The following is a 20,881-nucleotide window of genomic DNA, read 5'->3' on the forward strand; positions in this document are numbered from 1 at the left end:
CCTTGGTGGGCCATTACCCCACCAACAAGCTGATAGGCCGCGAGTCCATCCCCGACCGAAATTCTTTCCAGACGCTACAGATGCCTGTGCGTCTCATATCCGGTATTAGCTCCGATTTCCCGGGGTTATCCCAGAGTCGGGGGCAGGTTACTCACGTGTTACTCACCCGTTCGCCACTGATCACCCGGTGCAAGCACCGAGATCACCGTTCGACTTGCATGTGTTAAGCACGCCGCCAGCGTTCGTCCTGAGCCAGGATCAAACTCTCCGTAGATGTCTATAGGCACCCCGACCACCGAAGCAGCAGGGCAACCAACACACGAAGCAGACCCACTCAGCAGGAGCAGGTCCAGTTATCAACTGGCATCATCAAAATGTACAACTGACGTTAAACATTCATCCGACACCACATCGGTCCGCCCACGAACACCACCCACCACAACGATGAGCAACACCCGCAGACACCGACAAACGGCATCGACTTTTGGCACGCTGTTGAGTTCTCAAAGAACAGACGCACATCCATCCAGACCCTCTCAGGCCTGTCCGGAGGCAACCTCTCTAATCTAGCCGCTCTGTCCCGCCCGGTCAACTTGCGCTTCCCGGCCGGCCTGAGCCCGGCAGTTCCCTGCATGCCGCGCGCCGGCCGCCGAAGCGTCCGTCACGGTCCTGCTGGGAGTGTGGTCGTCCCGGTGGGACCGGCCGGCGAGTCGTGCTCGTCCGTCCGTTCCTCCCTCTCGGGCGACGTCGAGAACAGTACGTCGCCCGGGCCCGGGACTTCAAGTCCGTGGGGCGTGACCAGCGTCACCGCCGCGGAGCTCGACGGCCGCCCGAGGCGCTTCGAGCCCTCCCGGGCGGCCGTCGTGCCTGGTCAGGGGCGTTCGGCCACCGCGAGCGTCCGCTTGCCCCGGCGCAGGACCGCCCAGCGGCCGTGCAGCAGGTCGGCGTCCGAGACGCGGAAGTCCTCGTCGAGCACCTTGACGTTGTTGACCGAGACGCCACCCTCGGCGATCGCGCGCCGGGCGGCAGAGCGGCCCGCGACGAGCCCGCCGGCCGCGAGGAGGTCGACGACCGGCGCGCCGCCGTCGGCCCAGAGCTCGGGGGGGACGTCGGCGCGCGGGAGCTCCGCGACCGCCGCACCCACCGTCGGCTCGTCGAGCGAGGCGAGGTCCCCCCGGCCGAACAGCGCCTGGCTCGCGGCGACCACCTTGTGCGTCGCGTCCTCGCCGTGCACGAGCGTGGTCACGTCGCCCGCGAGGGCGCGCTGCGCCTCCCGCGCCGCGGGGCGCTCGGCGACCGAGCGCTCGAGCTCGGCGATCTCCTCGCGCGTGCGGAAGGTGAAGATGCGGAGGTAGCCCACCACGTCGGCGTCGTCGGTGTTGAGCCAGAACTGGTAGAAGGCGTACGGGCTCATCATGTCCGGGGCCAGCCAGATGGCCCCGCCCTCGGACTTGCCGAACTTCGTCCCGTCCGCCTTGGTGATGAGCGGCGTCGTCAGGGCGTGGACGGCGGCCCGCTCCGCCTTGCGCACGAGCTCGACGCCCGAGAGCAGGTTGCCCCACTGGTCGTTGCCACCCGTCTGCAGCGTGCAGCCGTAGCGACGGTAGAGCTCGAGGAAGTCCATGCCCTGGAGGATCTGGTAGCTGAACTCGGTGAAGCTGATCCCCTCGTCGCTCGCCAGGCGGCGCGCCACCGTGTCCTTCGCCAGCATCGTGCCCAGCCGGTAGTGCTTGCCGATCTCGCGCAGGAAGTCGATCGCGGAGAGGTCGCCCGTCCAGTCGAGGTTGTTGACCAGCCGCGCGGGGTTGTCGCCGTCGAGGTCCACGAAGCGCGAGACCTGGGCGCGCAGGCGCTCGACCCACTCGGCGACGGTCTCCTTGGTGTTGAGGACCCGCTCCCCCGACATCCGGGGGTCGCCGATCATGCCCGTCGCACCCCCGACGAGCGCGAGCACGCGGTGGCCCGCGCGCTGGAGGTGGCGGAGGACGACCAGCTGCACGAGGTGGCCGTGGTGCAGGCTCGGGGCCGTCGGGTCGAAGCCGCAGTAGAGGGTGACCGGACCGCTCGCCAGCGCGTCGCGCAGGGCCTGCTCGTCGGTGGTCTGCGCGAGCAGACCTCGCCATCGCAGCTCGTCCAGGATGTCCACCACGGTCCCTCTCGATCGGTCGGTGCGCCCAGTCTGCCGTGCCGCGCGGGGCGCGCGTCGCGCCGTCCGCTCAGCGACGCGTGGCGCGCGGGCGCGGCGGGGGCGCCGGCCGGTAGACGGAGACCGTGGGCTCGTCGACGAGCCAGAAGCGCCACGGGAACGCGGTGGCGTCGCCACCCGCGCCACTGACGCCGACCCGCGGCCCGGTGCGCCAGGCCGCCGGGCGTCCGGCGAAGGTGAGGCGCACGACGGATGCGGGGTCGAGGAGGTCTGCGCCGTAGTGCGTGAGGTCGAGGCCGAGCGCGTCCGCCAGGCGCGCCGGTCCGCGCGCCAGGTCGACGTCGGTGCGCACGACGCCGCGCCGGGTCCTGCGCTCGCGGGCCACCTCCGCGCCCTCGACCACCTCGCCCGCGCGCAGCAGGACCGCCGACGCCGTCCCGTCGGGGCCGGTCACGACGTTCGCGCAGTGGTGCAGCCCCATGTGCCGGTAGACGTAGAGGTGTCCCGCCGGGCCGAACATCACCGCGTTGCGCGCCGAGGGGCCGCGGTACGCGTGCGAGCCCGGGTCCCGCTCGCCCTCGTAGGCCTCGACCTCCGTGACGCGGACCGACACGACGCCGTCGGGCAGCGTGGTCGTCAGGAGCGCGCCGAGAAGGTCGGGGGCGACGTCGAGCGCGTGCGCCGCGAGGGCCTCGTGCGGGTCGGGCGCCTCGCCGGCCGGGGCCGTGGTCGGGGTCATGGCGCGTACGGCGCGGTGCCGTCGACGTGCACGTCGGCGCGCTCGCGCGTGCGCTCGCGGACGAAGTGCTGCTCCTCGAGGTCCATCCAGCGCAGCCACTCGGCGCGCAGCGCCTCGCCGTCCCGGGCGATCCCGCGCGCGAGTCGCACGTCGGCGGGGGCCTCGACCCAGACGACGAGCGAGGCGCGGCCGTCGGCCGCCGCCGGCGCGCTGCCACAGCCCTCGAGCACGAGGACGGCAGGCACCGGCACGTCGCGCCACTCGGCGAAGGCGGCCCGGTCCCAGTCGTAGCGCTGGTAGCGCGCGGCGCGGCCGGCGGCGAGGGGGGCGAGGAGCTGCTCCTCGACGCGATCCCAGACGCGACCGAGGCCGGACCAGCCCTCGTAGAGGTCGTCGAGGTGGACGACGACGCCGCCCGTCGCGTCGGCGAGCCGGCCGGCGAGCGTGCTCTTGCCCGAGCCGGCGGGGCCGTCGACGCACACGAGGCGGACCGGGCCGAGCCGCGGCGGCGCGTCCCGGACCGCGGTCGCGAGCGCCGCGACCGACGCGGGGACGAGGCGGGGCCCGGGAGCCACGTGCCGGGCGGCGCCCGACGACGGGTGGTGCGCCTCGCGCGGCGCGGTCACCTCACGCACGCGCCCACGCGCGGAGCTCGGCGGCACGCGCGCGTGCGGCCACGAGCTGCTCGGCGACCCGGACGGGCGCCGTGCCGCCCACCGCCGAGCGGGAGGCGAGCGACCCCTCGACCGTGAGCACCTCGCGGACCGCCGGGGTGAGGTGCTCCGAGATCGCGGCGAGATCGGCGTCGGACAGGTCCCAGAGCTCGATGCCGCGCTCCTCGCACGTGCGGACGCAGGCCCCCGCGACCTCGTGGGCCACCCGGAAGGGCACGCCCTCGCGCACGAGCCACTCGGCGACGTCGGTCGCGAGCGAGAAGCCCTGCGGTGCGAGCGACGCCATCCGCTCGGTGTCGAACGTCAGCGTCGCGACCATGCCGGCGAAGGCGGGCAGGAGGACGGCAAGGGTGTCGACCTGGTCGAACACCGGCTCCTTGTCCTCCTGGAGGTCCCGGTTGTACGCGAGCGGCAGTCCCTTGAGCGTCGTCAGCAGGCCGGTGAGGTCCCCGACGAGCCGCCCCGCCTTGCCCCGCGCGAGCTCGGCGACGTCGGGGTTCTTCTTCTGCGGCATGATGCTCGACCCGGTCGAGTACGCGTCGTGCAGGCGGACGAAGCCGAACTCCTTCGTCGCCCAGAGGACGACCTCCTCGGCGAGGCGCGAGACGTCGACCCCCACCATCGCCGCGACCCAGGCGAACTCCGCGACGACGTCGCGCGACGCGGTGCCGTCGATCGAGTTCTCCACGGGGCCGTCGAAGCCGAGGTCCGCGGCCACCGCCGCCGGGTCCAGGCCCAGCGACGAGCCCGCGAGCGCGCCCGATCCGTAGGGCGAGCGGGCCGCACGGCGGTCCCAGTCGGCCCAGCGCTCGACGTCGCGCAGCAGCGGCCAGGCGTGCGCGAGCAGGTGGTGCGCGAGGAGGACGGGCTGGGCGTGCTGGAGGTGGGTACGTCCGGGCATGGCCGCCGTGCCGGCGGCGGCGGCCTGCTCCACGAGCGCGTCGACCACGTCGAGCACGTGACCGGCGAGCACGCGCGCGTTCTCGCGCAGGTACATGCGCACGAGGGTCGCGATCTGGTCGTTGCGCGAGCGGCCGGCCCGCAGACGGCCGCCGAGGTCGGCGCCCGCGCGCTCGATCAGCCCCCGCTCGAGCGCGCTGTGGACGTCCTCGTCGTCGGGCACCGGGGTGAAGGAGCCCGAGGCGACGTCGGACCGGAGACGCTCGAGCGCCGCGAGCATGCCCGCGAGCGCGTCGTCGTCCAGGAGGCCGGCGCCGTGCAGGACGCGGGCGTGGGCGACCGACCCGCGCAGGTCGACGTCGGCGAGGCGCCAGTCGAACTGGGTGCTCCGCGAGAGCTCGACCAGCGCGTCGGCCGGTCCGCCGCTGAACCGGCCGCCCCACAGGGCGCCCGACGGTGTCGCACCCATGTCAGTCCGTCCCCACTTCCATCGCCGCGCTCTCGAGCGCGAGCTCCTCGTCGCCGACGACCGACGGGTTCTCCGTGATGACGTCGGCCCCGCCGGCGGGCAGCGCGCCGAAGAGCGTGCCGTTCTCGACGAGCACCTGGCCCTGCTCGACCGGCTGCTGCGCGTACAGCTCGAGCTTCGCGCGCGAGTCCGCGATGTCGAGGTTGCGCATCGTCAGCTGGCCGATCCGGTCGGTGGGGCCGAAGGCCGCCGACTCCGTGCGCTCCATGGAGAGCTTGTCCGGGTGGTAGGAGAGCGCCGGGCCCTCGGTGCGCAGGATCGTGTAGTCCTCGCCCCGCCGCAGGCGCAGCGTCACCTCGCCCGTGACGACGGACGCGATCCACCGCTGGATCGACTCGCGCAGCATGAGGGCCTGCGGGTCCAGCCACCGGCCCTCGTAGAGCAGCCGGCCGAGCCGGCGGCCCTCCGCGTGGTAGCTCGCGATGGTGTCCTCGTTGTGGATCGCGTTGACGAGGCGCTCGTAGGCCACGAAGAGCAGCGCCATGCCGGGCGCCTCGTAGATGCCGCGCGACTTGGCCTCGATGATCCGGTTCTCGATCTGGTCGGACATGCCGAGCCCGTGCCGACCACCGATCGCGTTGGCCTCGCGGACGAGGGCGACCGGGTCGTCGTACCGCACGCCGTCGATCGTCACCGGGCGGCCCCGCTCGAAGCCGATCGTCACGTCCTCGGTCTCGATCGCGACCGCGGGGTCCCAGAAGCGCACACCCATGATCGGCTCGACGAGCTCGAGCGAGACGTCCAGGTGCTCGAGCGTCTTGGCCTCGTGCGTCGCGCCCCAGATGTTGGCGTCGGTCGAGTACGCCTTCTCGGCGCTGTCGCGGTACGGCAGGCCGTGCTCGACGAGGAACTGGCTCATCTCCGCGCGGCCGCCGAGCTCGCTGACGAAGTCCTTGTCGAGCCACGGCTTGTAGATCCGCAGCGACGGGTTCGCCAGGAGCCCGTACCGGTAGAACCGCTCGATGTCGTTGCCCTTGAAGGTCGAGCCGTCGCCCCAGATCTCGACGTCGTCCGCCTGCATCGCGCGCACGAGCAGCGTGCCGGTCACGGCACGGCCGAGCGGCGTCGTGTTGAAGTAGGACCGGCCGCCGCTGCGGATGTGGAACGCGCCGCACGCGACCGCGGCCAGGCCCTCCTCGACCAGCGCCGAGCGGCAGTCGACGGCGCGCGACAGCTCGGCGCCGTACCGGAGCGCGCGGTCGGGCACCTGGTCGATCTCGGGCTCGTCGTACTGCCCGAGGTCGGCGGTGTAGGTGCACGGGATCGCGCCGCGCTGCCGCATCCAGGCCACGGCGACCGACGTGTCGAGCCCGCCCGAGAAGGCGATCCCCACGCGCTCGCCGACCGGCAGCTGAGTCAGAACCTTGCTCACGTGTCTTCCTTCTCTCGTGCGTCGTCGCGGCCACCCGCGAGGTCGAGGAACCGCTGCGCGACCGCGTGGCCGCCGTCGGGCTCGCTGCTGATGACCAGGACCGTGTCGTCCCCGGCGATCGTGCCCATGACCGCCGGCAGGACCGAGTGGTCGATGGCCGAGGCGAGGAACTGCGCCGCGCCCGGCGGGGTGCGCAGGACGACGAGGTTCCCCGACGCCTCGGCGGTCACGAGCAGCTCGGCACAGAGCCGCGCGAGGCGCGCCGCCAGGTGCTCGGTCGAGTCCGCGAGGTGGGGCGTGCGGTCGCCGCCCTCCCCCGGCACGGCGTACGCGAGCGTGCCGTCGTTCGCCCGGATCCGCACCGCGCGGAGCTCGACGAGGTCGCGGGACAGCGTCGCCTGGGTCACCGTGACGCCCTCCGCCGCGAGCGCCGCCGCGAGCTGCGCCTGCGAGCGCACCGGACGGCGGGCGAGCAGGCGGGCGATGAGCGCGTGCCGCGCCGCCTTGGTCGGCGGCGCGACGGCCGGGGCCGGCGTCCGGGTGCTCACGAGCGCTCCAGGAGCCACGCGAGGACGGCCTTCTGCGCGTGCAGGCGGTTCTCCGCCTCCGCGAACACCGCCGACTGCGGGCCGTCGATCACCTCGGCCGTGATCTCCTTGCCGCGGTAGGCCGGCAGGCAGTGGAGCACGACGGCGCCCGGGGCGGCGCGGCCGAGGAGGGCCGCGTCCACCTGGAACGGGGAGAAGAGCGCGACGGCCTCCGCCTCGTCCGTGTCGTCGCCCATCGAGACCCAGGTGTCGGTCGCGACGCAGTCCGCGCCGTCGGCCGCCTGCGCCGCGTCGTCGGTCACGAGGACGGAGCCGCCGGTGGTCGCGGCGAGCTGCTGCGCCCGGGCGAGCACGTCCGCCGCCGGCTGCCGGCTGTCCGGCGTCGCGATGCGCACGTGCATGCCCGCCGTGGCGCCGCCCAGCAGGTAGGAGTGGGCCATGTTGTTGCCGCCGTCGCCGAGGTAGGCGAGCGTCCGGCCCGCGAGTGCGGCCGGGCCGCCCCAGCGCTCGGCCAGCGTGAGCAGGTCGGCCAGGATCTGGCACGGGTGGAAGTCGTCGGTGAGGGCGTTGACCACCGGCACGCCCGCAAGGGCGGCCATCTGCTCGAGCCGGTCCTGGCCGAAGGTCCGCCACACGACGGCCGCGACCTGCGGCCCGAGCACGCGGGCCGTGTCCGCGACCGACTCGCGCACGCCGATCTGCGCGAGCTTGCCGTCGACCACCATGGGGTGACCGCCGAGCTCGACGACGCCCACCGTGAACGACAGCTGCGTGCGCAAGGTCGGCTTGTCGAAGAGGATCGCGACGGTGCGAGGGCCCGCGAGCGGACGCAGCGCGAAGCGGTCGGCCTTGAGGCGCAGCGCGAGCTCGAGGACCTCGCGCTGCTCGGCCGGGCCGAGGTCGTCGTCGCGCAGGAGGTGGCGGGTCATGCGTGGTCCCCCTCGGTGAGGAGCTCGCGCGCCGGCAGGGCGGCGAGCCAGTCCACGAAGCCGGCGACCTGGTCCCACGTGAGGACGAGCGGGGGCGCGAGCCGCAGCGCCGACGGGGTCACCGGGTTGACGATCCAGCCCGCGGCGAGCGCCTCGTCGGCGACGCGCGCGGCCACCGGCGCCGCGAGCTCGGCCGCGACCAGCAGGCCCGCGGCGCGGACCTCGGTCACGAGCGGCGTCACGGTGCGCAGGGCGTCCGCGAGCCGCCCACCGACCTCGCGCACCCGCGCGAGCAGACCGTCGCGCTCGATCACGCCCAGCGTCGTCAGCGCCGCGACCGCGGCGACGGGGTTGCCGCCGAACGTCGTGCCGTGCTGACCGGGGCCGAGCAGCGTCGCGGCGCGCTCGCTCAGCGCGACGACGGCGCCGATGGGGATCCCGCCGCCGAGCCCCTTGGCGAGCGTCACCACGTCGGGCCGGACGCCCCCGCCGAGCTCGGGGAGCTGGTGCGCGAACCACGCCCCGGTGCGCCCGACGCCGGTCTGGATCTCGTCGAGCACGAGCAGCGCGCCGTGGCGGTCCGCGAGCGCCCGGGCGTGCGCGAGGTAGCCGGGCGGCAGCGGCCGCACGCCCGCCTCCCCCTGCACCGGCTCGAGGACGATCGCCGCGACGTCGTCGGACATCGCCGCCTCAAGCGCCGCCGCGTCGCCGAACGGGACGAACTCCACGCCGCCCGGCAGGGGCTCGAAGGGCTCGCGGTACGCCGCCTTGTGGGTCAGCGCGAGCGCGCCCATGGTCCGTCCGTGGAACGCGCCCTCGAGCGCGAGGACGCGCGGGCGGCCCGTGCGGCGCGCCATCTTGAAGGCGGCCTCGTTGGCCTCGGTGCCGGAGTTCGCGAAGAAGACGCGCGAGCCGGCGTCGCCGCCCGCGAGAGCGACGAGGCGCTCCGCGAGCGCGACCTGGACGGGGCTGGCGAAGAAGTTGGACACCTGGCCGAGGGTGCCGAGCTGCGCGGACACGGCCGCCGTGAGCGTCGGGTGGGCGTGGCCCAGCACGTTGACGGCGATGCCGCCGAGCAGGTCGGTGTACCGGCGGCCGTCGGCGTCCCACACGTGGACCCCCTCGCCGCGCACCAGCACCCGGCGCGGGGGGCCGAAGGTGTTCATCACCGAGCGGGTGTAGCGCTCGGTCCACTCGGTGCCCGAGCCGACGAGCTCGCCCGTCGTGGGCAGGGGGACGACGTCGCTCACGACGGACCTCCGGTCGGCCGGACCACGGGCAGCGCGCCGGTGCGCAGGTCGTCGGGCAGGACCATGGTGCCGACCCCCCGCTCCGTGAAGACCTCCATGAGCACCGAGTGCGCCTGCCGGCCGTCGACGACGTGCGCCTGCGGGACGCCGCCCCGGACGGCCCGCAGGCAGGCCTCCATCTTCGGGACCATCCCCGACTCGAGCCGCGGCAGCAGCTCCGCGAGCGCGGAGACGCGGATGCGGCGCGCGAGCGAGGAGCGGTCCGGCCAGTCGGTGTACAGGCCCTCGACGTCGGTGAGGATGATGAGCTTGGACGCGCCGAGCGCGATCGCGAGCGCCGCCGCCGCGGTGTCCGCGTTGACGTTGAGCACCTGCGTCGGGTCCTCGATGTCGGGCGCGACCGTCGAGACGACCGGGATCCGGCCGGCGTCGAGCAGGTCCTGGACCGCGCGCGGGTCGACCTCGACGACGTCGCCCACCTGGCCGACGTCGACCTGGCGCCCGTCGACCGTGGCCGTGCGGCGGCGGGCGCGCAGCAGTCCCCCGTCCTCGCCGGACAGGCCGACCGCGTGCGGGCCGTGCGCGTTGAGCAGCCCCACGAGCTCGCGCGAGACCTGGCCCGTGAGGACCATCCGGACGACGTCCATGCTCTCGGGCGTCGTCACGCGCAGGCCGCCGCGGAACTCGCTCTCGATGCCGAGCCGGTCGAGCATCGAGGAGATCTGGGGGCCGCCGCCGTGCACCACCACCGGTCGCAGCCCGACCTGGCGCAGGAACACCATGTCCTGCGCGAACGCGCGCTTGAGGTCCTCGTCCACCATCGCGTTGCCGCCGTACTTGACGACGAACAGCGCGCCGTCGAAGCGCTGCAGCCAGGGCAGGGCCTCGAGCAGGACCTCGGCCTTCTGGTCCGGGCGCAGGTCCGTGCGGGTGTCGAACGCGTCGTCGTCGGGCGAGGGCGTGGGGGCGGTCGTGTCGCTCATGTGGAGTACGCGCTGTTCTCGTGGACGTAGGCGTGGGTGAGGTCGTTGCTCCACACCGTGGCCGAGGCGGGGCCCGCGTGCAGGTCGACCTCGACGTGGACCTCGCGGTGCGCGCCGATGTCGACGCGGTCGCGCGGCTCCCCCTCGCCGGCGGCCCGGCACACCTGGACGCCGTTGATCGAGACGTCGATGAGCTCGGGGTCGAACGCCGCGACGTCCTCGGGGACGGTCCCGACCTGCGCGATGATCCGGCCCCAGTTCGGGTCGTTGCCGAACATGGCGGCCTTGAAGAGGTTCGACCGCGTCACGGCGCGCGCGACGGCGACGGCGGCGTCCTCGGTCTCGGCGCCGACCACGGTCACCGCGATGTCGTGCGTGGCGCCCTCGGCGTCGGCCACCAGGGCCCGGGCGAGGACCGCGCACGCCTCGCGCACCGCGTCGGCGAGCTCGGCCGGGTCGGGCGTGACGCCGCTCGCCCCGGAGGCGAGCAGCGTGACGGTGTCGGACGTCGACATGCAGCCGTCGGAGTCGACCCGGTCGAACGTCGCGCGCGTCGCGGCGCGCAGCACGGCGTCCGCGTCGGCCGCCGTCGTCCGGGCGTCCGTCGTCAGCACGCAGAGCATCGTGGCCAGGCCCGGTGCGAGCATGCCGGCGCCCTTGGCCATGCCGCCCACCGACCACCCGTCGCGCCGGACCAGCACCGTCTTGGGCACCGAGTCGGTCGTCATGATCGCGACGGCCGCGTCGTCGCCGCCGGCCGCGGCGAGCGCGGCGGCCGCGGCCGTGAAGCCGTCGAGCAGGCGCTCGCGCGGGAGGCGCTCGCCGATGAGGCCGGTCGAGCACACCACGACGTCGCCCGGCGAGACCCCGAGCGCCTCGCCCACGTGCTCGGCGGTCGCGTGCGTGTCCTGGAAGCCGAGCGGGCCGGTGCCCACGTTCGCGCCACCGCTGTTGAGCGCGACCGCCGCGATCACGCCGTCCGCGACGACCTGGCGCGACCACACGACGGGCGCGCCGACCACGCGGTTGGACGTGAAGACGGCGGCGCCCACGTGGTCGGGGCCGTCGTTGACGACGAGCGCGACGTCCGGCCGGCCCGAGGCCTTGAGGCCTGCGGTCACGCCCGCCGCGCGGAACCCCCGGGGTGCGGTCACGGTCACGGGGCGACTCCTTCGGTGGTGAGGCCGAGCGTCTCCGGCAGGCCGAGGGCCAGGTTCATGGACTGGACGGCCGCGCCCGCGGTGCCCTTGACCAGGTTGTCGAGCGCGCACACGCTCACGGCCCTGCCCGCGCGCGCGTCGACCGCGACCTGGACGAGCGCGGTGTTCGCGCCGACCGTGGCCGCCGTGGTGGGCCACTGACCCTCCGGCAGGACGTGCACGAAGGGCTCGTCCGCGTAGGCGGCGACCCACGCCTCGCGGACCGCAGCGGCGTCCGCGCCCGGTGCGAGGCGCGCCGTCGTCGTCGCGAGGATCCCGCGCGACATCGGCACGAGCACGGGCGTGAGCGACACCGCGACACCACGCCCGCCCGCGGCCGTGAGGTTCTGGATGATCTCCGGCGTGTGCCGGTGCGTGCCGCCGACGGCGTACGGCACGGCGGACCCGAGGCCCTCGGAGGCGAGCAGGTGCTGCTTGGCGACGCGTCCGGCACCCGAGTAGCCGACGGCGAGGACCGCGACGAGGTCGTCCGGCTCGACGACACCCGCGACCACGCCCGGCTGCATCCCGAGCGTCACGGCGGTGACGTTGCAGCCCGGGACCGCGACGCGCCGGGCACCGGCGAGCCGCTCGCGCTGCGTCCCGCCGCCCGCGAGCCGCAGCTCGGGCATGCCGTAGGGCCACGTGCCCGCGTGGGTCCCGCCGTAGTAGGCGGCCCACTCGGCGCCGTCGGCGAGGCGGTGATCGGCGCCGCAGTCGAGCACCAGCACGTCGTCCCCGAGCTCCGCGGCCACGGCGCCCGAGGCCCCGTGCGGGAGCGCCAGGACGACGACGTCGTGCCCCGCGAGGGTCGCGGCGGAGGTCTCGACCAGCACGCGGTCGGCGAGCGAGCGCAGGTGCGGCTGGTGCTGGCCGAGGCGGTCCCCCGCCGACGAGTGCGCGGTGACCGCGCCGATCTCGACCTCGGGGTGCGCCGCGAGGAGGCGGAGCACCTCGCCACCCGCGTACCCGCTCGCGCCGGAGACGGCGACCCGCACTGTCATGTGCATGAATATACACGCCCCTGCATGGAAGTTGCGCGCCAGGCCCCGCGCGGCGTCGTAGCGTGTCGCCATGCGCGCGATCCAGGTGACCACCACCGGCGGTCCCGAGGCCCTCGTCCCCACGGAGCTGCCGGACCCCTCGCCGGGTCCGGGCGAGGCGCTCGTGCGCGTCGCCGCCGTCGGCGTGAACTTCATCGACACCTACCGGCGCTCGGGGGTCTACCCCGTCACGCTCCCCCATGTGCCGGGCGACGAGGGCGCCGGTGTCGTCGTCGAGGTCGGTCCGGACGTCGCGCGCGTCGCTCCGGGTGACCGGGTCGCCTGGGCGGACGGCTCGTCGGGCTCCTACGCCGCGCTCACCACGGTGCGCGCCGAGCGTCTCGTCCACGTCCCCGACGGCGTGGACGACGCCGTCGCCGCCGCCGTGATGCTCCAGGGGATGACCGCGCACTACCTCGTCGACGCGACGTTCCCCGTCCGCGCCGGGCAGACCGTGCTCGTGCACGCGGGGGCGGGCGGCGTCGGGCTGCTGCTCACCCAGATGGCGCGGGCGCGCGGGGCGCGCGTGCTCGCGACGGTCTCGAGTGCCGCCAAGGCGGAGCTCGCCGCGGCGGCGGGCGCCGAGGTCATCCGCTACGACGCGATGTCCGACCTGACGACGGAGCTGTCCGCGCGCGTCCGCGAGCTCGCCGAGGGCGGCGTCCACACCGTCTTCGACGGCGTCGGCCGCACGACCTTCGACGCGTCGCTGGCGAGCCTGCGCCGCCGCGGCGGGCTCGCCCTCTTCGGGGGTGCGTCCGGCCAGGTGCCGCCCGTCGACCTCCAGCGGCTCAACCGCGCGGGCTCCGTGTACGTCACCCGGCCCACGCTCGGCCACTACGTCGCGACCCGCGACGAGCTCGAGGAGCGCGCCGCCGCGGTCCTCGGCGCCGTCGCCGACGGCTCGCTCGACGTGCGCATCGGCGCCCGCTTCGCGCTCGCGGACGCCGCCGACGCGCACCGCGCGCTCGAGGGTCGCGCCACGACCGGCAAGGTCCTGCTGGTCCCCTGACGGCCGCGGCGCCCTCCTCGCCTCAGGCGCCGGGCGCGTCCCCGACCGGCGCCGCGGACTCGGTGCCCCGGAGCACCGCGCCGTGGCGCGCGTGCGCCTCGGCCAGCGCCGCCTCGCGCACCGCCGCCGTCTCCTGCGCCGTGAGCGTCCGGTCCGGCGCGCGCAGGCGCAACGCGAACGCCAGCGAGTGACGGCCGGGACCGAGCTCGCTGCTGCGGTACACGTCGAAGAGACGCACGTCCTCGACCACGTCTCCCGCCGACGACGACCGTGCCCCGGCGCGCACCGCGTCGAGCACCGCGCCGGCCGGGACGGACGCGTCGACGACGAGGGCGACGTCCTCCTTCGCGACCGGGAACGTGGAGACGGGCACCGCGGCGACCGGCTCCGCGGGGCGCGCCGCGAGCAGGGCGTCGAGGTCCACCTCGAACGCGCTCGCGCGCTCGGGCAGGCGCAGGGTCGCGACCACGGTGGGGTGCAGCTCGCCCGCGTGGCCGACGAGCGTGCCGTCGGCGAGCGTCAGCCGCGCGCAGCGCCCCGGGTGCCACGGCGCGTGCTCGTCCGCGTCGACCCGGACCTCGACGCCCACGGCGCGCGCGACGAGCAGCGCCGCGGCGATCGCGTCCGTGTGCTCGACGCGCCGGCCCGGCCCCCACCAGCCCGCGGGCTCGCGGAGCCCGGTGAGGACCCCCGCGACGCGGCGCGGCTGGTGCGGCACGGCGGCGGCGAGGCGCGCGAGGTCCTCCTGCGACGGGAGCGCCGCGCCCGGCAGACGCGGCGCGGGCGGCGCGTCCGGTGCGGGGCGCGTCACGAGACCCACCTCGGAGATCGCGAGGTCCGTCGTCCCGCGCGCGACGTTGCGACGCGCCGTGTCGAGGAGCGTGACCAGCAGGTTCGTGCGCAGCTCGGGCTGCTCGTCGGAGAGCGGGTTGACGAGCCGCACGGTACGGCGGCGCGCGTCGTCCGCGGGCAGCGCGAGCTCGTCGAGCTGGTGCGCGCCGATGAACGGGTAGCTGAGGGTCTCGACGAACCCCGCGCCGACCAGCGCCCGGGCCACCGCCCGCCGGACGCGCTGGTCGACCGTCAGGCCGCGACCGACGGGTGCGGGCGGGACGACCGACGGGATCGCGTCGTAGCCGCGCACGCGCGCGACCTCCTCGACGAGGTCGACGTCCACCAGGAGGTCGGGGCGCCACGTCGGCGGCGTCACGAGCGCGCGCTCGCCGTCGGCACCCACCTCGACCCGGCACCCGATCGCCTCGAGCGTCGCAGCCACCTCCTCGCGCGTGTACGGCACGCCGACGAGGCGCGCCGGGTGGTCGAGGTCGAGGTCGATCGGCGTCGGCGGGACCGTCCGGTCGACGTCGGTGAGGCCCTCGAGCCGCCCCCCGCCGTGCTCGACGAGGAGCGCCGCGGCGCGGTGCACGGCGACGAGCGGGAGCTGCGGGTCGACGCCCCGCTCGAACCGGCGCGACGCCTCGCTCGGGAGGCGGTGCCGCCGCGCGGTCCGCGCGATCGAGACCGGGTCGAAGTGCGCCGCCTCGAGCAGGAGGTCGGTCGTCCCGGGGCTCACCTCGCTCTGCGCTCCGCCCATGACGCCCGCGAGGCCGAGCACCCGGGACGCCCGGTCGCCGTCGGGCGAGTCGGTGATGAGCAGGTCCTCGGGGTCGAGGGCGCGGTCGACGTCGTCGAGCGTCGTCAGGCGCTCACCGGGACGCGCGCGCCGGACGACGACGGGCGCGGCGACGCGCTCGAGGTCGTACGCGTGCAGCGGCTGGCCCAGGTCGAGCATCACGTAGTTGGTCACGTCGACAGCGAGCGAGATCGGCCGCATGCCGGCCTGCGTCAGCCGGCGCTGCAGCCAGGCGGGCGACGGCCCCGCCGCCGCGACCCCGCGCACGACGAGCGCCGCGAAGCGGTCGCAGCCGGGGACGCCGTCGATCGGCGCCTCGTCCGCGAGCTCGACCGCGACGCCGTCGGCGGTCGGGACGACGTCGGGCACGGGCAGGGCGGGGTCGGTGAAGGCCGCGCCCGTCGCGTGGCCGTACTCGCGAGCGACGCCGCGCATCGAGAAGCAGTAGCCGCGGTCGGGCGTGACGTTGATCTCGAGCACCTCGTCGCCCAGACCGAGGAGGGCGCGCGCGTCGGCCCCCACCGGGGCGGCGGCGTCGTCGTACCCGAGGCGGGCCAGGACGATGATCCCCTCGTGGTCGTCGCCGAGGCCGAGCTCGCGCTGGGAGCAGATCATGCCGTCGGACACGTGCCCGTAGGTCTTGCGCGAGGCGATGGGGAACGGCCCCGGCAGCACCGCGCCGGGCAGCGCGACGACGACGCGGTCGCCCACGTCGAAGTTGTGCGCGCCGCACACGATGCCGCGCGGACGGACGGTGCCGTCGTCGCCGACCTCGTTGTGCTCCGGCCCGACGTCGACGCGGCACCAGTGGATGGTCTTGCCGTTCTTCTGCGGCTCGGGGGTCTGCTCGACCACCTCGCCGACGACGAGCGGGCCGGTGACGGCGGCGCCGTGCACGGCCTCCTCCTCGAGGCCCACGCGCACGAGGTCGGCGGCGAGCTGCTCGGCGGTCGTGCCCGCGGGCAGCGCGACGTGCTCGGCGAGCCAGGACAGCGGGACGCGCGGCATCAGAGGATCCCTTCCAGCTGCAGCGAGAAGCGCACGTCGCCCTCGACCATGTCGTGCATGTCGGCGATGCCGTGCTGGAGCATCAGCGTGCGCTCGATGCCCATGCCGAACGCGAAGCCCGTGTAGACCTCCGGGTCCACGCCGCAGGCGCGGAGCACGTTCGGGTTGACCATGCCGCAGCCGCCGACCTCGATCCAGCCGGGCCCGCCCTTCTTCTGCGGGAACCACATGTCGAGCTCGGCGCTCGGCTCCGTGAACGGGAAGAACGACGGCCGGAAGCGCGTGTGCGCCTCAGGCCCGAACATGGCGCGTGCGAAGTGGTCGAGCGTCCCCTTGAGGTGCGCCATCGTCAGGCCCCTGTCGACCGCGAGACCCTCGACCTGGTGGAACACCGGGGTGTGGGTCGCGTCGAGCTCGTCCGTGCGGAACACCTTGCCCGGGCACGCGACGTACACGGGCAGGTCGCGCTCGAGCAGCGTGCGTGCCTGGACCGGCGACGTGTGCGTGCGCATCACGAGGCCCGACGCCGCACCCGCGGTCGGGTGCTCGACGAAGAAGGTGTCCTGCATCTGCCGCGCCGGGTGGTCGACGCCGAAGTTGAGCGCGTCGAAGTTGAACCACTCGGCCTCGAGCTCCGGCCCCTCGGCGATCTCCCAGCCCATCGCGACGAAGACGTCGGCGATGCGCTCACCGAGCGCCTCGAGCGGGTGGCGTGCGCCGCGCGGCGCGCGGTCGACGGGCAGCGTGACGTCCACGGCCTCCTCGACCAGCACGCGCGCGTCGCGCTCCGCCTCGAGCTCGGCCTGGCGCGCGGCGAGCGCCTGCTGGACGCGGCCCCGGGAGGCGCCGAGGAGCTTGCCGGCGACCGCCTTGTCCGCGGGTGCGAGCCCGCCGATCGCACGGTTCGCGAGCGCGAGCGGGCTCCGGTCGCCCGTGTGGGCGAGGCGGGCGGCCTTGAGCCCGTCGAGGTCGGTGGCGGCGGCGATCGCCGCGAGCGCGGCGTCGACGGCGGCGGCGACCGCGTCGCCGTCCAGGGGTGAGAGGGCCGGCGCGTCGGGCGCGGGCGCAGGGGTCTCGGGCATGGGCGATCGGTGCCTTCCAGGGCGGGGCGTGCGACGACGCGCGGGGAGCCGGTGCGGCCAGGACGTGGGGCGAGGCCCGCCGTGGGCTGTCGGGAGCGTGCGCGCGAGCGCCGGTCCGGAGCGCGGCTCAGCCGCGCGGCCCACCTGCGGGCCGGCTAAATCGGCGACCACCGGCCACCGGCTGCCTCTGCGACATGGTCGTCATCCTGCCACAGCGCCGAGCGCGAAGGTCTCGACCACGGAGTGCAGCGCGGCGCCCCCCGGGCCGGCGCCGAGCTCGGAGCGCAGCAGGTGGAACGCGTCGACGGTCCACGCCGGGCCCGAGTACACCGCGAGGGCGTGCGCGAGCGTCTGCACCTGGACGACACCGGGCGCCTCGCGCCGGCGGCTCGCGGACCGCCGCGCCTGGTCGCGGACCCGGCCCACGGTGAGGTGCGCGCGGTGACGCACGCGGTCGTCGGTCCGCCCGAGGAGGTCCGCGCCGACCGCCGTCGTGCGTTCCGTGAGCGCCGTCATGGCGGCGACGTCGCCCCCGCACCCGATCCACAGCGTGCGGCGGTCGAACAGCCCCGAGCCGCGCAGCGCGAGGCCGAACGACGGGGTGACCGCCGCGACGCCGGCGAGAGCCTCGACGAATTCGAGCTCGAGGCCGTCGGGCACGCCGCCGTAGAACGCGAGGGTGAGGTGCCGGTCCGCCGCCGGCGTCCAGCGGACCGGGCCCTGCCCCTCGTCGGCGGCGGTGCCCGCGCGAGCGAGCACGAGCGCACGGTCCACGTGCTCGAGGACGGGCGGGGGCGGCAGCACCGCGACGAACAGCCGCGCCATCAGCCCTCCCGGCGCCCGGCGCGGCGAGCGCGCGCGGACGCGTAGAGGCACACCGTCGCGGCGGTGGCGAGGTTGAGGGACTCGGCGCGGCCGTGGAGCGGCACGCGCACGACGGCGTCCGCGAGCGCACGCTCGGCGGGGTCCAGCCCCCACGCCTCGTTGCCGAAGACCCACGCGGTGGGTGCCGCGAGGTCGGGGACGCCGCCGGGCGCCGCCCCCGCGACGTCGAGCAGGTCGTCGAGGTCGTGCTCGCCCGCGCCGTCCGCGGCGAGCACCGCGCAGCCCGCGCGGCGCAGTGCCGCGACCGCCTCGACGAGCGGCACGCCCGCGACCACGGGGAGGTGGAACAGCGAGCCCGCCGTCGAGCGGACCACCTTGGGGTTGTGCGGGTCGACGCTGCCCGAGCTCAGCACGACCGCGTCGGCGCCGGCCGCGTCCGCCGCGCGGATCACCGTCCCGGCGTTGCCCGGGTCGCGGACCTGGGAGAGCACCGCGACGACCCCGGGCCGCGACGCGACGACGTCGTCGAGAGCGGGCGCCGCGACGGCCAGCACGGCGACCAGGCCCTGGCCGTCCGCGCTCATCGCCTCCAGCACCTCGGGGGTGCCCGTGCGCAGCGGCACACCCCCGCGCTCCGCGTCGCCGACGATCTCCGGGTAGCGGTCGGCCGCGGGCTGCGTGACGTACAGCGCCTCGACCCGCCCGGGGGCGAACCGGACGGCCTCACGGACACCCTGCGGGCCCTCGACCAGGAAGCGCCCCTGGCGTTCGCGGACCGCACGTCCGGCCAGGGCGCGGACGGCCCGGACGCGCTCGGCGCGGGGGTTCGTGAGGTCCGCGCCACCGGCGCGAGCGGGTCCGTACGCCGGGGTCAGGTGGGCCACGGGGGAAGTCTGCCAGGCCGTGTGTGCGGGCCGGGCACGACGCAGGCCCCCGGACCGTGGTCCGGGGGCCTGCGTGCGGGGTGCTGCGAGGAGCTGCTGCTCAGGCGGCCGACGGCGCGTTGACGTCGGCGGGGAGCGCCTCCTTGGCGACCTGCACCAGCGCGTTGAACGCCGGGGCGTCGTTCACCGCGAGGTCGGCGAGGACGCGACGGTCCACCTCGACGCCCGCGAGCTTGAGGCCCTGGATGAGGCGGTTGTAGGTCAGCCCCTGCTCGCGGGACGCAGCGTTGATGCGCTGGATCCACAGCTTGCGGAAGTCGCCCTTGCGCGCCTTGCGGTCACGGTAGGCGTAGACGAGGGAGTGGGTGACCTGCTCCTTCGCCTTCCGGTAGAGGCGCGAGCGCTGGCCGCGGTAACCGCTGGCGCGCTCGAGGGTCGTACGGCGCTTCTTCTGGGCGTTGACTGCCCGCTTCACGCGTGCCACGTGATGCTCCTTGCGTTTCGGGGCTCACAAATGGGTCCGGGCGCGCGGCGTGCGCGCCGCGGGCTCACTTGCCGAGCAGCTTCTTGATCTTGGGGACGTCGGCGGAGGCCACGAGCTGGTCCGAGGCGAGACGGCGCGTGCGACGGCTCGACTTGTGCTCGAACAGGTGGCGCGCGCCGGCCTGCTCCCGCATGAGCTTCCCGGTCCCCGTGATGCGGAACCGCTTCTTCGCACCACTGTGCGTCTTGTTCTTCGGCACTGGTGTGCTCTCTTCCATCAGGTCGTCCCGGTCGGGACGAGGTTCACGTGCGGGCTGGGGCCCGCACCCGGTCAGGACGACGAGTCGTCGGTGGACTTCGTCCGGGCGGCCGGCCTGGGGGCCGGACGCGCCGGCTTGGCCGGTGCGGGCTTCGGCGCCGCGGCGGACGGCTTGGGGGCCGCCACCGGCTTCGGCGTCGCCGCAGGCTGCGGCGTCGCGGCCGGCCGTGCGGCGGGAGCCGCCTCGGCCGACGCACGCGGGGCCGCCGCACGCGGGGCCGGAGCCGCCGCGCGCGCCGCGGGTGCCGGACGCGCCGGGGCCGCGGCGGCGGGACGAGCCGCCGGACGGGGCGCCGGGGCGGCCTTCTCCGCGGCGGGGGTCGCGGTGTCCGCGGCCGGGGTCGCGGTCTCGGCGACCGGCGTCGCTGTCGCGGCGACCGGGGTCGCGGCACCGACGGCCGGGCTCGCGGCCTCGACGGCCGGGACCGCCTCGGTCTCCGCGGGGGCCGGCGTCGGCTCGGCCGCAGGGGCGGTCCGGGCGGGCGCGGCTGCGGGGACCTGCTCCTGCGCGGGCGCGTCCGCCGCGTCGCGCTCCCGCCGTCGCTGCTGCTGCTCGGCCTTGGCGTCGGCCTTCTTCTTGGTCGGGCCGAGCACCATGATCATGTTGCGGCCGTCCTGCTTCGGCATGCTCTCGATGAAGCCGAGCTCGACGACGTCGTCAGCGAGGCGCTGCAGGAGGCGCACGCCCATCTCCGGGCGCGACTGCTCGCGACCGCGGAACATGATCATGACCTTGACCTTGTCCCCGGCCTTGAGGAAGCGCTCGACGTGGCCCTTCTTGGTGCCGTAGTCGTGCGGGTCGATCTTCAGGCGGAAGCGGATCTCCTTGAGGACCGTGTTGGCCTGGTTCCGGCGCGCCTCACGGGCCTTCATGTCGGCCTCGTACTTGAACTTGCCGTAGTCCATGAGCTTGCAGACCGGGGGCCTGGCGTCAGGGGCCACCTCGACGAGGTCGAGGTCCGCCTCCTGGGCAAGACGAAGGGCGTCCTCCACGCGGACGATGCCGACCTGCTCGCCGTTGGGGCCGACCAGTCGGACCTCGGCGACGCGGATCCGATCGTTGATGCGGGGCTCGCTGATGTGCTGCTCCTCGTACTCGTGGTGGGACCTCGAGCAACGAAGAAGGCCCCCGCTGCTGAGCACACGCGGAGGCCTGCGTCCGACGGCACCACCCGCCCCGGCGAACCGGAGGCACGGGCGACACCAGGCCGCGACGTCACCATCACGACCCTCGGACCGGGACCTGGCTCCTGTCGGCCGCACGAGGCGACCCGTCGGGGCTCAGGTGGGATCTGCTCCACTTGTGCACCGGCTCGTCCCACC

General features: G+C 75.1%; 19 protein-coding genes and 1 rRNA gene. 1 reads left to right on the top strand and 19 read right to left on the bottom strand.

Features of this window, described 5'->3' with window-relative positions; all coding sequences use genetic code 11:
* The 12 genes from JIG38_RS18655 to argC form a co-directional block, all read right to left on the bottom strand.
* Nucleotides 1–274, bottom strand: a 16S ribosomal RNA gene (locus tag JIG38_RS18655); the annotation flags it as partial.
* Nucleotides 275–871: 597 nt separating this feature from the next.
* Entirely contained in the window at nt 872–2,149 is a 1,278-nt protein-coding gene (tyrS, locus tag JIG38_RS18660; protein ID WP_307845023.1) for a tyrosine--tRNA ligase, read from the bottom strand.
* A 67-nt stretch (nt 2,150–2,216) separates the two neighbouring features.
* Entirely contained in the window at nt 2,217–2,885 is a 669-nt protein-coding gene (locus JIG38_RS18665; RefSeq protein WP_199425168.1) for a DNA-3-methyladenine glycosylase, read from the bottom strand.
* Nucleotides 2,882–3,520 carry a uridine kinase family protein gene (locus JIG38_RS18670; protein ID WP_307845024.1) on the bottom strand — a complete coding sequence of 213 codons (639 nt, stop codon included), beginning with the start codon at nt 3,518–3,520 and terminating at the stop codon, nt 2,882–2,884. The genes JIG38_RS18665 and JIG38_RS18670 overlap by 4 nt, the downstream gene beginning before the upstream one ends.
* Complete coding sequence (argH, locus tag JIG38_RS18675) at nt 3,513–4,928, bottom strand: argininosuccinate lyase (RefSeq protein WP_199425169.1); 1,416 nt, start codon at nt 4,926–4,928, stop codon at nt 3,513–3,515. The genes JIG38_RS18670 and argH overlap by 8 nt, the downstream gene beginning before the upstream one ends.
* Nucleotide 4,929: 1 nt before the next feature.
* Nucleotides 4,930–6,360, bottom strand: a complete 1,431-nt coding sequence (argG, locus tag JIG38_RS18680; RefSeq protein ID WP_199425170.1) for an argininosuccinate synthase — start codon at nt 6,358–6,360, stop codon at nt 4,930–4,932.
* Nucleotides 6,357–6,908, bottom strand: coding sequence for an arginine repressor (locus JIG38_RS18685; RefSeq protein WP_199425171.1), 552 nt, complete (start codon nt 6,906–6,908; stop codon nt 6,357–6,359). The genes argG and JIG38_RS18685 overlap by 4 nt, the downstream gene beginning before the upstream one ends.
* The gene (gene argF / locus JIG38_RS18690; protein ID WP_199425172.1) at nt 6,905–7,837 is read right to left on the bottom strand and encodes an ornithine carbamoyltransferase; all 933 of its coding nucleotides are present in this window, start codon (nt 7,835–7,837) and stop codon (nt 6,905–6,907) included. The genes JIG38_RS18685 and argF overlap by 4 nt, the downstream gene beginning before the upstream one ends.
* On the bottom strand, nt 7,834–9,087 hold the full coding sequence (locus JIG38_RS18695; protein WP_307845025.1) for an acetylornithine transaminase: 1,254 nt from the start codon (nt 9,085–9,087) through the stop codon (nt 7,834–7,836). The genes argF and JIG38_RS18695 overlap by 4 nt, the downstream gene beginning before the upstream one ends.
* Nucleotides 9,084–10,070 carry an acetylglutamate kinase gene (gene argB / locus JIG38_RS18700; protein WP_199425173.1) on the bottom strand — a complete coding sequence of 329 codons (987 nt, stop codon included), beginning with the start codon at nt 10,068–10,070 and terminating at the stop codon, nt 9,084–9,086. The genes JIG38_RS18695 and argB overlap by 4 nt, the downstream gene beginning before the upstream one ends.
* A complete protein-coding gene (argJ, locus tag JIG38_RS18705) occupies nt 10,067–11,230 on the bottom strand; it encodes a bifunctional glutamate N-acetyltransferase/amino-acid acetyltransferase ArgJ (RefSeq protein ID WP_199425174.1) in 1,164 nt (387 codons plus the stop codon). Before argJ ends, argB begins: the two co-directional genes overlap by 4 nt.
* Nucleotides 11,227–12,273 (bottom strand): N-acetyl-gamma-glutamyl-phosphate reductase, encoded by a 1,047-nt coding sequence (argC, locus tag JIG38_RS18710; RefSeq protein ID WP_199425212.1) that lies wholly within the window; start codon nt 12,271–12,273, stop codon nt 11,227–11,229. Before argC ends, argJ begins: the two co-directional genes overlap by 4 nt.
* A gap of 70 nt (nt 12,274–12,343) precedes the next feature.
* Between argC and JIG38_RS18715 the strand changes: the two genes are divergently transcribed.
* A complete protein-coding gene (locus JIG38_RS18715; protein ID WP_199425175.1) occupies nt 12,344–13,324 on the top strand; it encodes a quinone oxidoreductase family protein in 981 nt (326 codons plus the stop codon).
* Nucleotides 13,325–13,346: 22 nt separating this feature from the next.
* Here the strand turns inward: JIG38_RS18715 and pheT are convergent, their stop codons facing one another.
* The 7 genes from pheT to infC form a co-directional block, all read right to left on the bottom strand.
* A complete protein-coding gene (gene pheT, locus JIG38_RS18720; RefSeq protein WP_199425176.1) occupies nt 13,347–15,965 on the bottom strand; it encodes a phenylalanine--tRNA ligase subunit beta in 2,619 nt (872 codons plus the stop codon).
* The gene (gene pheS, locus JIG38_RS18725) at nt 15,965–17,047 is read right to left on the bottom strand and encodes a phenylalanine--tRNA ligase subunit alpha (protein ID WP_199425177.1); all 1,083 of its coding nucleotides are present in this window, start codon (nt 17,045–17,047) and stop codon (nt 15,965–15,967) included. Before pheS ends, pheT begins: the two co-directional genes overlap by 1 nt.
* A 201-nt stretch (nt 17,048–17,248) precedes the next feature.
* Complete coding sequence (gene thpR / locus JIG38_RS18730) at nt 17,249–17,872, bottom strand: RNA 2',3'-cyclic phosphodiesterase (RefSeq protein ID WP_199425178.1); 624 nt, start codon at nt 17,870–17,872, stop codon at nt 17,249–17,251.
* On the bottom strand, nt 17,872–18,756 hold the full coding sequence (locus JIG38_RS18735; protein WP_307845026.1) for a TrmH family RNA methyltransferase: 885 nt from the start codon (nt 18,754–18,756) through the stop codon (nt 17,872–17,874). The genes thpR and JIG38_RS18735 overlap by 1 nt, the downstream gene beginning before the upstream one ends.
* Nucleotides 18,757–18,856: 100 nt before the next feature.
* Nucleotides 18,857–19,240 carry a 50S ribosomal protein L20 gene (gene rplT / locus JIG38_RS18740; protein WP_199425179.1) on the bottom strand — a complete coding sequence of 128 codons (384 nt, stop codon included), beginning with the start codon at nt 19,238–19,240 and terminating at the stop codon, nt 18,857–18,859.
* Between the two features lie 64 nt (nt 19,241–19,304).
* Nucleotides 19,305–19,499, bottom strand: a complete 195-nt coding sequence (gene rpmI / locus JIG38_RS18745; RefSeq protein ID WP_199425214.1) for a 50S ribosomal protein L35 — start codon at nt 19,497–19,499, stop codon at nt 19,305–19,307.
* 71 nt (nt 19,500–19,570) lie between these two features.
* Nucleotides 19,571–20,701, bottom strand: coding sequence for a translation initiation factor IF-3 (infC, locus tag JIG38_RS21260; protein ID WP_372420014.1), 1,131 nt, complete (start codon nt 20,699–20,701; stop codon nt 19,571–19,573).
* Nucleotides 20,702–20,881 lie beyond the last annotated feature (180 nt).

The organism is Actinotalea solisilvae (assembly GCF_016464425.1).
Taxonomy (GTDB): Bacteria; Actinomycetota; Actinomycetes; order Actinomycetales; family Cellulomonadaceae; genus Actinotalea; species Actinotalea solisilvae.